Here is a 13825-nt window from a genome sequence, read left to right on the forward strand (position 1 = left end):
ATCAAATTGCGTTTCTGATGTTAATACATAACTTCAGCTTCTAATTTAAGATCTCTTAGGACAATATTGCTAAACAATACTGTTTTTTAACGCCCGATTTTCTTCATGATTTTTTGTTTAAGGCGCTGCTGAAGTGATGCTGAGCGTTCCTTGAGCTCGGCTCTCCAGTCATTCGGCACTGAGCATTTCGCGAGGCGAACCCAAACGCTAGCAAACTGTTTGATAAAACTGGCTTCGTTATAGTGAATACTATATTCCTCACAAAGTGCTTTAATTTTAGGTGCGGCTTCTGCATAGCGATTCGCAGGCATATCTGGAAATAAATGGTGTTCAATTTGGTGACTCAAATTACCACTGAGTATATGTAACCATTGTGTTCCACTAAAATTACTTGAGCCACGAATTTGACGGAGATACCACTCTGCTCGAGTTTCATTTTCGGTATTGTCCATTTCGAAGTTTTCTGCATCTTCAGTAAAATGGCCATTAAAGATGACAGCTGAAGCCCATAAGCTACGAATTACGTTGGCTACAGCATTGCCTGCAAATACAGGAATCGCATTGGGACCTGCAATAAGCGGAAAAAATACATAATCTTTAATCACTTGGCGCTTAATTTTCTGACGTACATCGGCTGCTTCATGCCATACATCTTTCCAAGTTTTGGTTTTATACGCAATAACATCTTCTAAATGTAAACGTTGAATGCCGACATACCACTCAAAGAAAACCATGAGTTGGGCAGCCAGTGGAATATTAAAAAGGAAACGTGGCTCCCACTTTTGCGATTCACTCACACGGATCAAACCATAGCCGACATCATGGTCCATGCCGACAATATTGGTATAGGTGTGATGAACATAGTTATGAGTATATTTCCAGTCTTGGCCCGTGGCAATGGTATCCCAATCATAATTAGCACCATTTAAACTTGGGTCATTTAACCAATCAAACTGACCATGCATCACATTATGACCGAGTTCCATGTTCTCTACGATTTTAGAAATACCCAATAAACCCGTACCCAGTAACCAAACTGGAGGAATCCAACCTGCAAACATCAACATGCCACGAGATGCGATCTCGCTATAACGGACAAAATTGCGAATTTTGTAAATGTACACTGCATCTTTTTCACCCACACTCTGCATGATTTCACGTCGAATTTGCTCAACTTTTTCGCCAAATTCAGCAGTTTGTTCGGGTGATAAATAACGTGACTTACTATTCGGACGAATATATATCGATTGATTCATGATGATGCCCCTGATTTGTTTTTATGCGGCTTAGATTAGAGTTGAATACGTACAGGTAAAATTGCCTGAGAGACACATAACTTGATTTGTGTGTTATTCGCATGATCAATTTCGCCAGTGAGTAAGTTTTTCACTGAACCCTGTAATTTCGTACACGAACAAGTATTACAAATACCCATCCGACAGCCATGTGCAGGTTTTAAACCGGCTTTTTCAGCACTTTCCAGTAAATTACCCTCTGCCAAAAAATCTTGCTGGGCTAAACTAAAAGTGACAGGTTGAGCAGGTACTGAATCATCAGCAATCATTTGAAAATATTCAGTATTTAAATACTCTGAAAGCTTGAACTCACGATAAAGTTGTTCAATGCTTTGCATCATTGCCGCTGCACCACAGGCATAGCAATCTCGCTGTTTAAAATCGGGCACCATGTGATTTAGCACCTCTGGTGAGATATGCAATTTGGTTTTCAGCGTATTAATCGCATGTAAATGTGCATGCGTCGATCGCTTCGCTAGTTGAATCAATTCATCCAAGTAAGCATCATCTCGATTGAAGTAAATCAGCTCAACCGGACGTCCAAGCTGAATTGCTTGTTTAAACAAAGCCATGATTGAGGTAATACCACTACCAGAAGCAAGCAGTAAAATTGGTCGATCCGAATTTAGCTTTAGGCCAAACTCACCTTGCGGTTGCGATAATTCAACAACCTCACCTGTTTTTAACTGAGTTAAGCAGTTGGACACTTTGCCTTGTTGTTTGACTGCGATTACTACATGACCAGATGTATTGATTTCGACGATGCTATAGCTACGTTGATGACGTACACCATCTTTGACCACTGTCACCAGAACACATTGGCCTGGTCGATAATTTACTGCTTTAAAGTTGTGATTCGCTAAAAAACTCAGTTCATAAAACCCGATCCCCACACAACGTGATTTAACCAATTGTGCTTTAACACGTTTGTAGGCCCAAATTGCATCAAATTTTTCTGCAATAAAATCAATAAAATCTTCCCGAATCCACTCAGGCTTGTAACTTGTAGTTGTCATTTTTTGCCTCGGATAATGCATTAATATACATTTGTTTTTAAATTATGCTTACCTTATGTTTAGTGCTAATTTCCCACCATGTGAATTCGGGACAAAATCTATCATTTGGCATTTTTTATCATTTTATGTCTAACAATCTGTCACTTTATGCAAATCCAAATTTGAAATTTGATTTGTTGTAACGACACAAAAAAAACTAGGCCAGAGCCTAGTTTTTAAAACAGTGAAACTTAACGCATTAATATTTAAATGAATAGTCGTTTAATCAATAATATTTAAATCATTGTTTAGTCTTCAAAATGCACAACAGAGCGAATTGATTTACCTTCATGCATTAAATCAAACGCTTCATTGATTTTATCCAGCCCCATAGTATGGGTCACGAATGGTTCAAGTTTGATCTCACCTGACATGGCTTCTTCTACCATACCCGGTAATTGTGAACGACCTTTAACACCACCGAAAGCAGTGCCTTTCCAAGTACGACCAGTAACCAATTGGAATGGACGGGTTGAAATTTCTTGACCTGCACCTGCCACACCAATAATCACAGATTGCCCCCAACCACGGTGAGCACATTCCAAAGCAGAGCGCATCACATTGGTATTGCCAATACATTCAAATGAATGGTCGACGCCCCAGCCCGTCATTTCTACAATCACTTCCTGTACAGGACGATCATAATCTTTTGGATTAACAAAATCCGTCGCGCCAAATTCTTCAGCCAGTTTGAATTTGTCAGGATTGGTATCTACGGCAATGATACGACCTGCTTTGGCTTTTTTAGCACCTTGTACCACAGCCAAACCAATTCCGCCTAAACCAAAGACTGCAACTGAGTCACCTTCCTGAACTTTAGCGGTGTTTTTAACTGCACCTAAACCTGTTGTTACGCCGCAACCCAACAAACACACATGTTCATGGTTCGCTTCAGGGTTAATTTTTGCCAAAGACACTTCTGCAACCACTGTATATTCTGAGAATGTTGAACAGCCCATATAGTGATAAATCGGCTGACCATTATACGAAAAACGTGTTGTGCCATCCGGCATTAAACCTTTCCCTTGTGTTGCTCGTACAGATACACAAAGATTCGTTTTACCCGATTTACAGAATAAACATTCACCACATTCTGCGGTATAAAGCGGAATAACATGATCACCCGGTTGCACTGAAGTCACACCTTCACCGACTTCAACCACAACACCTGCACCTTCATGCCCTAAAATTGCTGGAAATACGCCTTCAGGATCATCACCTGATAATGTAAATGCATCTGTATGACACACACCTGTATGGCTAATTTTGACTAAAACCTCACCTGCTTTAGGTGGTGCCACATCAATTTCAACAATTTCTAAAGGCTGACCCGGTCCAAAAGCAACGGCTGCACGTGATTTCATGTCTAAAAACATCCTGTATGGCTTATATTAACAGATGAGTTACAGTAACCTCTTTTTAAGCCTAGATACAACCTTAAAACATGATGTTATGATGAATTTTTCAAGGAATGATTAATGCTATTCGAATGATACAATTACGTGAAATAAGTTGTACTGTCGGTTTAACTGTTTCTATCAGCCTATTAACTGGATGCAGCTTACCTAGCAATCAGTCAAAAAAAGATGTCCCTATACAATCGCATGCAGACAAATGGATTACGTCAGCTACAGATTTAGAAAAATTAAAACAAAAACAAACGGCTTATTTAGCCTTAGATGATGCTTTCTTAAGTATTGCTTCTCGCCTACATTTGATTCGAAATGCAAAATACACCATCGATTTGCAATATTACATTTGGGAAGATGATGCTATTGGACACCTGATGTTTCAAGAATTACTGCATGCCGCTGACCGTGGGGTAAAAGTAAGGTTATTAATTGATGATCAAAACGGGACGAAACTCGATCCGACCTTACAATCCCTTTCAGCTCATCCCAACATTTCAATCAAACTGTTTAATCCCTATAAATTCAGAAAATTACGTGTCATTGATTATGCATTTCGCTTAAAGCATATTAACCATCGTATGCATAATAAATTAATTATTGCCGATGGTTTTATGGGCGTAACTGGTGGTCGTAACATCAGTAATGAATATTTTGATGCCAGTGAAAGTTTTCAATTTACAGATTTGGACATCCTTTTCTATGGCGAAGCCATTCAACAAGCCAATCAGGTGTTTTTGAACTTTTGGAATGATGATTTAAGTTATTCTGTTCAGCAATGGATTGGTGCAGGTACAAAAGAAGAATTAAGTCAATTAAGACAACAATACCAAGAAAATTCTGCAACGTTGACTAAAGATCAGCAGCGCATTAACTATGCTCAGCAACAACTGGCGGCACAGCTTAAACTTAGACCGGTAAACTGGGCCGAAGCACATTTCATTGCGGATAGTCCGAATAAAATTCGTGGTGAGGCTAAAGAGCAAGAATTAATTTATAACCAATTTTCTACTTTGATGGGACAGCCCAAGGAACGTATGGAATTGGTTTCAGCTTATTTTGTTCCTTCGCAACAAGGGGCTGACTTTCTGACTGGCCTTGCACATAAAAATGTAGAAGTTCGTGTTTTAACCAACTCATTTTTAGCCAATGACGTCGCTGTCGTTCATGCCTTTTATCAAAAATATCGCAAAGACTTACTCGAAAATGGCGTGAAAATATATGAATTTAAACCCTATATAGAACGCTCTAAACGCACATGGTATGAAGTCATGACTGGAAATATCATCCCTGCGAAAGGCAAAAATGCCTCTAGTTTGCATGCAAAATTTTTCGATATTGACGGTATGGTGTTTATTGGATCGTTTAACTTTGATCCACGTTCCGCAAATTTAAACTCAGAAGTTGGCCTAGTCGTTAAATCTGATCGATTACAAAACGATATTTCTGCCGCATTAAAACAGTATTTACCGCAAATTGCATATGAATTAAAACTGGATAAGAACGGCGAAATCATTTGGTTAGAGCATCAAAAAAATGGAAAAATCAAAACCTATACTCATGAACCTGAAACAACTCGATTCCAAAGATTTAGCATAAAAGCAGTGTCATACCTCCCGATTGAATGGATGATGTAATGACAATGTACTGCTAATTAGCTAAGTTTTTCTCATCAATAAGATCTAATAGGAACGATTTAAGCAGTTTCAAGCAACTCAATAATGCTCTTATTCAGTCTCATTCATTTGAGTGTTGGCTTTTGAAAATAACCAAACCATTGATTTCGCCAAGAAATTCCACTTGCCCATAATTGGCTGCTTTAAGCGCTGTTAAATGCTCCTCAACTGACATATACAACTCATGATTTTGCTGCGCATGTGGTGCATATAAATGATCACATACAAAATACACGCCTTGAGTATTTAACAACGTTTTTACAGTCCGATGAAACTCTGCTGCATACGCCTTATGTCTCAATTCATGTAAGGCCTGATGAATAATAATCACATCAAAGGTACTTTTTTCATTGAAGTGAAGAGATTTTTCCCAATCCGATTGTTTGAAATCCCCTGTTATAAAATTGCATTTTAAGCGTTGCGCTACACTTAGTTTTCCTTTTGCCAAGTCATGCATAGCTTCGGAAAAATCAAATGCTGTGTAGTGAATATTTGGACAATGATTAATTAAAAATTCAGCCAAATAACCTGGACCTGAACCCAGTTCAAGTACACGGGCATTCGGGTTGAAAGCCAAAATAGAGTCAACATACATTTGAAAGATGTCATAACACCACGGTCGTTTAAGATTCACTTCAGCGGCCCATTGTTTAGCTTCGATTGTATCTTTTAAGTCTATAGGGCTGTGCACATCATTTATGTGAATATTATTTTCGCAATTCATTTTTCTTAGACTTAATTTAGATAGATTGAATGCTATTTATACATAAAATATCTCAATAAAAGCAAAGGTTTTACTCACACTTGATGATGCTTTAACATCCACCTCTTATTTTGTTTTATCTCCCTCTAAAGTTTTCTAATGCAATTTTTTGATTTAAGCCGCCAATTTAATTTAAGTGATATTTTAACGCCTTTTACAACGCTCTCTGACCTTGGTCATCAAGAATGGTTTTTGTCGAAAGTGCGGGTTGAGCATGACTGCTTATCTGACAATGAAATGATTGAAGGCCAAGCTGTACTTAAATCTAATCACAATATACAAATTGAGTTGGAATGGTTAATCCAAGATACAGGTCATGAATTACAGCTTTTATTTAAAGGCATTGAAACTGCAGCTAGCGAAGAAACTTTGGTGATCGTGAAAGGCGCACAAATTTTAGATGATGCAAACAAAAAAGTTTCATCCCAGGCACTGAGTTTATGGATCGATGGCACTTTACTGCCTATGTTGCCGAATATTCGCAAAGAAATTAAAGCGCGATTAAACCTTTGGGATTATGTTGAATATGATGGCTAAGAAGTTGATGTTTATCCATTATTAAGATGCCACGTTTTAATCATTGAATGTTTGCCTGTTTAAATAAGAAATTTTATTCAAGGCATTTCATAAATTCGAAAACTTACTTAAAGGAAGCCTATATCTTTAAATAAGCTTTGGTAGGCTTCGGCTTTTTTTTCCAATGCTAGTGGATAAGCTCTAGATGATGACGGCATACGGTATAAAGTCAAATCTCTGCCTGCAAATTCGGTACGAACAGCATGCCCAATGTGTGGTTTTTCAGTATTTTCTGGCATCGAGAGCATCAAAGTATCAGTCGCCTTGTCTCCCGTCGTCATAATACTGTGGCAATTCGGCATCTGTGTAAGCAGCTTCGCAATGTCGGTTGGCTGATAGATCTGTAAAAACTTGTCTGATGCATTGCCTTTCAAACGAATCACTTGATAGGCCGTATCAAAAATGCCTATACCTTTTTCATTTAAAAAATCTCGAATGAGCTGTTCTTTAAAAGTCTTGCTCTCTACATTGAGAAAATGATTTTTATCCTGAAAAAAACATAGGCCAAAGATTTTCCACATGTCATTTTGGAAATTTGGATAATAAAAATCCATCTTCCAGCGTGTTTTGGGTGGAGGAAAACTCCCTAGCATCAAGAGTTTCCCATTTGATGGCAAAAATGGCGCTAAAGGATGTGTTTCGATTTGCGGATTTGCGTCTGAAATATCTTTACTCATATAGATGTAACTTCACCAAGTGATTGAATCATATATTATCTATGAAAATTGTTCAGTGATATGTTTCGCTATTTTTTCAGCCCATAACTGATAAATTTCTTTACTCGGGTGAAAGCCGTCTTTGGCCATTTTTAATTTTTTTTCACGATACTCGTGTAAATCGTATTGAATTAATCTCATATTCGCTTGAGTATTAACATAATTTTTTAACAGCGCATTCATCTTTTGCGAATATTGTCCAAACAACCATGACAATGGAAACGGTAAAGCTGGAAACTCATTCATTGGTGGCACACCTGAAATGATCAATAGCTGTGGATGAAACCTTTCCTCGACAGCTTGATATAAACGCTGCTGGAGCTTCAACCATTGGTCTGGCTGTTTTAAAGCTGTGACATCATTGACACCAACAGAGCTGATCACGACATCAAAGTTCTGCATAGTGACATTGTCCAAAGCATTGATGATTTGCTGGCTGTTATGCCCCGTTGTGGCTTCAAGGCAAAAGTGAACTTGATAATCAGGCGATAAAATTTTAAGCAATTGTCCCAATAGCGCATCTGACTGATGCTCGACGCCGACACCTGCTGCTGCTGAATCACCTAGTATTAATAGCGATAATGGTCGATTACCCTTACCACTCATCCCACAACGTTCTCCCATCGGTTCTGCTAAACGTGGGGTATTTTTTTTCACACGGTAACCTTGGATCAGTAACGCAGGTAACAGCAGCAGTGTTGATACTTTGAGTAGCATAATATTTGGGTAATGATTTAAAGCTTGTCGTCTTCATTATTTTAAATAGTTTAAGAAACAAAGCATTGACTCTATTGTAATTTTTCTACGTTTTCTTTTGTTAAAAGTGGCATATTGCTAGTTATTTATATTAATAATGATTATCATTTATTGGTTTTCATCCTACCTATTTTATTATTTCAATGAAAAAACTTTCCCCACTTTTTTTAGCTTGCTCTATGAGCGTTGCTGTTTCTTCTGCTTTTGCCCAAACTCAAAATTCACCCGCTTTAACCGATACAACAGAAAAAAAACATTTCCCCTATGCTGCTGCATGTGAAGATGTCAAAGCGCAAAGCCAAATATTATTAAACCTACAGCATCAGTTAAATCAAAATCCAAAACAACATGCTCAAATACTTGAAGATTTTTGGAAGCGTGTAGAGCCTATGGGTACACCAATCATTGAAAACCATGATGAAAAACATGACCGTATAATTTTTTTATGGAAAGGTGCGCAGCATAATGTTCGCCTTATTGGTGGCCCTAGTAATGACCATGAATGGCTGACGCGCCTACCAAATACCGATATTTGGTTTAAAGAATCGATTATTGATCATCGTTACATTGGCAGTTATAGCTTTGCTGTCGATTTACCGAACTTAGAAGGTTATCTGTCAAATTATTGTCCGCATCTGAATCCAAAACTTAAAGAATCAAGAACACAGCGCCGTGCTGTGATACAGGTACAACGCATCGATCCTTTCAACAAAAACACTTATCTCGCAAGTGATGACACATCAGGCTTGCGTAATGAAAATTTTGTGGCCCTTAAAGATGCCCCGCCTTTTATTGATCCAAAACAATATCTAAATGTTAAACAGCCCAAATTACAAGAGTTTGCTCTAGATAGCAAAATTTTGAATAACTCACGTAAAATCCAAATTTACCAATCTAAAGCCAAGAAAAACCAGAGCTATATCACCGCTATATTTTTTGATGGTCAGCAATATAATGAATTACTGAATGTTCCAAAGGCATTAGACATTTTAGTTGAACTAGGTCAATTGCCATCAATTCAAGCCATTTTTGTTTCTCCACCGAACGATCAGGAACGACCTAAAGAATTAACACCAAATATAAAATTTTCAGCATTTTTTAGTGCTGAATTGATGCCTTGGATTCAAAAAAATGCACCTGCAAAAGTCGATTCGAAAAAAACGGTTTTGCTCGGGTCAAGCCTTGGTGGTTTAAGTTCAGCTTATTTAGCCTTAGAAAATCCAAATCAAATTAGTCATGTCGTACCGTTATCTGGATCATTTTGGTGGCAAAATGCGGCGACAGACCTCCCCAATGGCATGAGTAAAATCATTCGTGATAAAACCTCACAACCTAAACAGCATTGGTTTATTACTGCCAATATTTATGAAAGCTCACGCAATAATAATGAACTGAGTATTTTAGAGACTTCGCCTATTGTTGCAGCCGACTTAAAAAATAAAGGTCATGATGTGCATTACCAATCATATATCGGCGGACATTCCTACGCGGTATGGCAAGTTGCCTTACAAGATGCGCTCAAACATTTTTTTGCGCAAAAGTAATTTATAAACGTTTAGATCATAAAAAATCCCTCAATTGAGGGATTTTTTTGAAGCTAGTACTGATTTAATTCCAGCGATTTATGCGTTTAAAGGTTCCAAAATCATTGAAACGTACACCAACTTCACGCATGACTTGGTGTGCCGTTTTTGCAGTTAGGTGACGAATATAAAACGGCTCTTTGACCACAAAATGGTGGATGGCATGGGTCGAACCAAAGTTAAAGCAAAACAATTGCATTGGGAACAACCACCACGGATTTAACACCTGAGTTTGTTTAATGACATCGCGTGGGTCAATATCACCATAATAATGCATATTTGAGCTGATAAATTGTAAGCAGAAAGAACGTATAAAGTTCGGAATAATCCAAATCACAGCTAGAAAATTAATCGTTGGAATTAACTTCACTAAATTGACTGACCAACTAATACTTTGCCCTAACATCGGAGCAATACCATTCACCACATGATAAATGACAAATACATACCAAATGCCGTAATAAACAAAACTTAAAGGAAAAAATCCAGTCAGTTGAGAGAACAATGCCGTTTTACGTTCTTTTTCAGGTTGTTTTTCAATGAATTGACTAATCATTTTAAACATTTGAAATGGGCGCAAATACACCGTCATCAATTGATCGCTCATGACCAATATACGACGTAAACCCCACGGCATGCCATTACTAATGCCCCGTTCTTCCAAGTCATATTCTGAACCTGAATGCTTATGGTGGTTGAGGTGCAAACGACGACGTGCCCAAGGACTAATGGTATTGGGACGTGCTAACCAAACCAAGGCCAACATGAGATGATGAGCCCACGGCGTCTTTTTAAAATACATATAATGAATCAGGTCATGTTCTAATTCATGTGTCAGTGAAGCAAACATCGCCACCAAAATCACACAAGCCCATGCCGGTAAAATGCCAACAGCAAACGCCCAAGCTGAACCCAACATTCCCAGTAGCGCAAAAATAAGGATGGCTGCGCCTATAAAGTTTTGATGTTTTAAAATGGGATATTGCTGACGTAAGTCTTCACCAGCTTTCGTTACGACAGTTCTGACTTTGTTAATTCGCTGTTGATCTGTCATATCGGAAGACATAGACATAGTACAAACCTAAAAATTAATGAACAGTTGTACATTAAAGCAAATTAAAAAAAAGGAAATCGCTATTTTGAGAACAAATCATCGTCTGTTCAAATATTCAACATTTTATTTATTTTCAATATCTTATTTATAAATAATCTGAGTATTTACTCCATTTTTTCTTTGCAAAATCGGCTGCTTTTACTGTCTTTTCATCACAGGTTTTCTGTATTCATTTTAACCTTCAGAAGGTTGTGAATATCATTTGAGAATAAAAAAGCCCCAATATTGGAGCTTTATTATTACATAAAGGTTTAACCCAATTTATTCACGATCTTCAACGGCAATACTTTCATCGCAAGACCTAAAGGCAACCAAGGCCATTGTGGTACATAAGCTTTAACTGGTGCTTTCTCAATGGCTTTTGCTAAAAGATGTGAACCCGTTTTTTCATCGACTTCAAATGGCAGTTTTTTCGCACCTTCATTGATCTCTGTACGAATATAACCAGGGAAAATAGTCGTCACTTTAATTGGGGTATCAATCAGCTCTGCACGAATACCTTCAGCTAGAGCAGCAACACCTGCTTTACTTGCACCATAAGCCGTTAAATGTTTAGGCATACCACGCATAGCACTCATCGACGAAATCACAACCAAATGCCCTGCATTTTGGCTACGGAAAATTTCAACCGCAGCTTCGCATTGCGCCAAAGCAGAGATAAAGTTAGTTTCAACTGTGGCGCGGTTAATTTCAAAATTACCTTTACCAATACGACGACCTTCACCGACACCTGCGTTGACAATAACACGGTCAATACTGCCAAAATCTGCTTTAAAGGCACGGAACACTTCAAACACTTGATCGTAATTTGTGACATCGAGGGTTTTCGCAATCACTTTGATGCCATATTGGCTTTCCAGTTCATTTTTTAGCGTTTCTAGACGCTCTAAACGACGTGCACAAATGGCTAAGTTGTAGCCTTTTTGTGCAAACTCGCGTGCCATTCCTGCACCAATCCCTGAGCTTGCACCTGTAATTAAAATTGTTTTAGCCATGATAATTCCTTTGTTTATCTTAGATCCAAGTCAATAAATTTGGATCAACTGCTTTTATAAAATGATGTTCATTTAAACTGAGTAATTGCGGTTCATTTCCAACCAAACGCAGTGTTGTCATACTGGTATTGGCAATGGCCCAATTAAGTGCAAATGTTTTTTCAGGACTCAGCCCTAAAATTTTACCGACTGCAACGGAGATCACTCCACCTGAACTAAACACAACGGCATAACGCGGTTTGGTTTCAGCCAGTTGAGTGCATAACTTTTCTAGCGCTGTTTCGACTCGATTTTTAAAATGTGGCCAAGATTCATCGTATTCATGATGAAATTCTCCGCCTGTCCAACGTTCAATGGCACCTTCAAAAATTTTAGATAAATAAGCACGCGGGTTTTCATGCTTAGATACATCTTCTTTTAATAAATGCGGCTGGTTAAATCGAGGTTCATACTGAGCAAAAACTTGCTGATGATTAAATTCATTCCATGCGTTATCTGTATCAACTTGTGCTTCTGGAAAGCATTCAGCCAATGCAAGATTGGCTGTTTGTTGATGACGTTGCATGGAGCCCGCAACCACATAAGGACTTTCTTTTAAAATACGGTCGAAATACTGTCCCAGCACCTTAGCCTGTAGCTCACCGTTGGGAGAAAGCTTGTCATAGCTTTCCGCACCAAAAGAAGCCTGACCGTGCCGAATTAAATATATCGTGGTCATTTCCCTAAAATATCCTTCATTTTTTCAATATATTTTTGTGCCACGTCATTGGCTTCAAGTTTTTGCAAACCAATAAGTTTTAATGCACGAATATGTAAAGCATGGATCACGATCCAAAAATCTTTGAATGCAGGATTATTGGTTTGTTTGTGGTAAAAGCGATAATAAATTTGCTGTGCAATTACCGCTAAACGGAAAATACCGAACACTTCATAAAAGGTCCAATTGTCCGTTTGAAGACCAGTTTTTTCTAAGTAATATTCAACGACTTCTTTACGGCTAAACATGCCTTTCAAGTTGGTCGGCTGACGGCGTGTGGCTTTAAAAATTGTGTTATCGCCACTTTCAACCCAATACGCCAAAGCTGAGCCTAAGTCCATCAATGGATCACCAAGCGTTGCCATTTCCCAATCCAATACGCCAATCACTTGGGTAGGATCATTTGGATCTAATATCACGTTATCAAAACGCCAATCGTTATGAATTACACAGGTTTTAGAGTCAGCAGGAATATTGTCTTTGAGCCAATTACGGACATATTTAAAAGAAGGAACATTTAAGGTTTTGGCTTTTTCATAGCGTGCGTCCCAACCTTCCACCTGACGACGACAGTATCCGTCGCCCTTGCCTATTTTTTCTAAAGCGGTGCCTTCATAAGGCACTTGATGCAGTTCAATTAACTTATCGATGACGTTGGTACACAACGCTCGAACTTGGCTTTCATCAAAATTTAATTCTTTGGGTAAGTTTGCACGTGGAATGATGCCTTCTACGCGCTTCATCACGTAGAAATCACAGCCAATAACTGATTCATCCTGACATAGCGCCACCATTTCAGGGAGTACAGGATAAAATTCAGATAATGCTTTCTGTACGTTAAATTCACGTGCCATATCATGTGCAGACTTGGCTTTGGTACCTTTCGGTGGACGACGTAAGATTAAATCAGCATTGTCGTATTTTAAGCGATAAGTCCAATTTGATGCGCCACCTGAATATTGAGTGACTTCAACAGGCCCTTCTATTTCAACGCCATGTTCAATCAACCAATTGCCTACGGCACGTACATCCAGTTCTTCACCCTCACGAACTGAACCGCCTACATCAATCACTGACATGCTTTTCTTCCTAAACTTGAATCTATCATGATGATAAAAATATAATTTTCT

Annotated in this window: 13 protein-coding genes; 3 read left to right on the plus strand and 10 right to left on the minus strand. The window is 38.3% G+C overall.

Annotated features, from left to right (window positions below; all coding sequences use genetic code 11):
* Positions 1–86: 86 nt before the first annotated feature.
* From FTU38_RS07815 to FTU38_RS07825, 3 genes are all read right to left on the minus strand, one after another.
* Positions 87–1256: an acyl-CoA desaturase gene (locus FTU38_RS07815; protein WP_180003702.1), complete on the minus strand. Its 1170-nt coding sequence runs from the start codon at positions 1254–1256 to the stop codon at positions 87–89.
* Positions 1257–1291: 35 nt separating this feature from the next.
* Positions 1292–2311: a flavin reductase family protein gene (locus FTU38_RS07820; RefSeq protein WP_180110926.1), complete on the minus strand. Its 1020-nt coding sequence runs from the start codon at positions 2309–2311 to the stop codon at positions 1292–1294.
* A gap of 287 nt (positions 2312–2598) precedes the next feature.
* Positions 2599–3714 (minus strand): S-(hydroxymethyl)glutathione dehydrogenase/class III alcohol dehydrogenase, encoded by a 1116-nt coding sequence (locus FTU38_RS07825; protein ID WP_078193885.1) that lies wholly within the window; start codon positions 3712–3714, stop codon positions 2599–2601.
* A 125-nt stretch (positions 3715–3839) separates the two neighbouring features.
* Here FTU38_RS07825 and FTU38_RS07830 point away from each other — a divergent pair, with 125 nt between their 5' ends.
* Positions 3840–5396 carry a phospholipase D family protein gene (locus FTU38_RS07830; protein WP_180003706.1) on the plus strand — a complete coding sequence of 519 codons (1557 nt, stop codon included), beginning with the start codon at positions 3840–3842 and terminating at the stop codon, positions 5394–5396.
* Between the two features lie 100 nt (positions 5397–5496).
* Here FTU38_RS07830 and FTU38_RS07835 read toward each other — a convergent pair whose 3' ends face one another.
* On the minus strand, positions 5497–6159 hold the full coding sequence (locus FTU38_RS07835) for a class I SAM-dependent methyltransferase (protein ID WP_218953892.1): 663 nt from the start codon (positions 6157–6159) through the stop codon (positions 5497–5499).
* Positions 6160–6297: 138 nt separating this feature from the next.
* Here FTU38_RS07835 and FTU38_RS07840 point away from each other — a divergent pair, with 138 nt between their 5' ends.
* On the plus strand, positions 6298–6735 hold the full coding sequence (locus FTU38_RS07840; RefSeq protein ID WP_180003708.1) for a hypothetical protein: 438 nt from the start codon (positions 6298–6300) through the stop codon (positions 6733–6735).
* 107 nt (positions 6736–6842) lie between these two features.
* Here the strand turns inward: FTU38_RS07840 and FTU38_RS07845 are convergent, their stop codons facing one another.
* Positions 6843–7451 (minus strand): uracil-DNA glycosylase family protein, encoded by a 609-nt coding sequence (locus FTU38_RS07845; protein WP_180003710.1) that lies wholly within the window; start codon positions 7449–7451, stop codon positions 6843–6845.
* 39 nt (positions 7452–7490) lie between these two features.
* On the minus strand, positions 7491–8207 hold the full coding sequence (locus FTU38_RS07850; RefSeq protein ID WP_180003712.1) for an SGNH/GDSL hydrolase family protein: 717 nt from the start codon (positions 8205–8207) through the stop codon (positions 7491–7493).
* A 218-nt stretch (positions 8208–8425) separates the two neighbouring features.
* Here FTU38_RS07850 and FTU38_RS07855 point away from each other — a divergent pair, with 218 nt between their 5' ends.
* Complete coding sequence (locus FTU38_RS07855; protein ID WP_180003714.1) at positions 8426–9790, plus strand: alpha/beta fold hydrolase; 1365 nt, start codon at positions 8426–8428, stop codon at positions 9788–9790.
* Positions 9791–9854: 64 nt separating this feature from the next.
* On the opposite strand, the gene FTU38_RS07860 is transcribed toward FTU38_RS07855, so the two are convergent.
* From FTU38_RS07860 to FTU38_RS07875, 4 genes are all read right to left on the minus strand, one after another.
* Positions 9855–10901, minus strand: a complete 1047-nt coding sequence (locus tag FTU38_RS07860) for a fatty acid desaturase (protein WP_180110927.1) — start codon at positions 10899–10901, stop codon at positions 9855–9857.
* Positions 10902–11194: 293 nt separating this feature from the next.
* Positions 11195–11938 (minus strand): SDR family oxidoreductase, encoded by a 744-nt coding sequence (locus tag FTU38_RS07865; protein ID WP_078193819.1) that lies wholly within the window; start codon positions 11936–11938, stop codon positions 11195–11197.
* A 19-nt stretch (positions 11939–11957) separates the two neighbouring features.
* Positions 11958–12656: a histidine phosphatase family protein gene (locus FTU38_RS07870; RefSeq protein ID WP_111884351.1), complete on the minus strand. Its 699-nt coding sequence runs from the start codon at positions 12654–12656 to the stop codon at positions 11958–11960.
* Positions 12653–13774: a phosphotransferase family protein gene (locus FTU38_RS07875; protein ID WP_180110928.1), complete on the minus strand. Its 1122-nt coding sequence runs from the start codon at positions 13772–13774 to the stop codon at positions 12653–12655. The genes FTU38_RS07870 and FTU38_RS07875 overlap by 4 nt, the downstream gene beginning before the upstream one ends.
* Between the last annotated feature and the right edge of the window lie 51 nt (positions 13775–13825).

This window comes from Acinetobacter sp. YH12098 (genome assembly GCF_013419235.1).
Lineage (GTDB): Bacteria > Pseudomonadota > Gammaproteobacteria > Pseudomonadales > Moraxellaceae > Acinetobacter > Acinetobacter amyesii.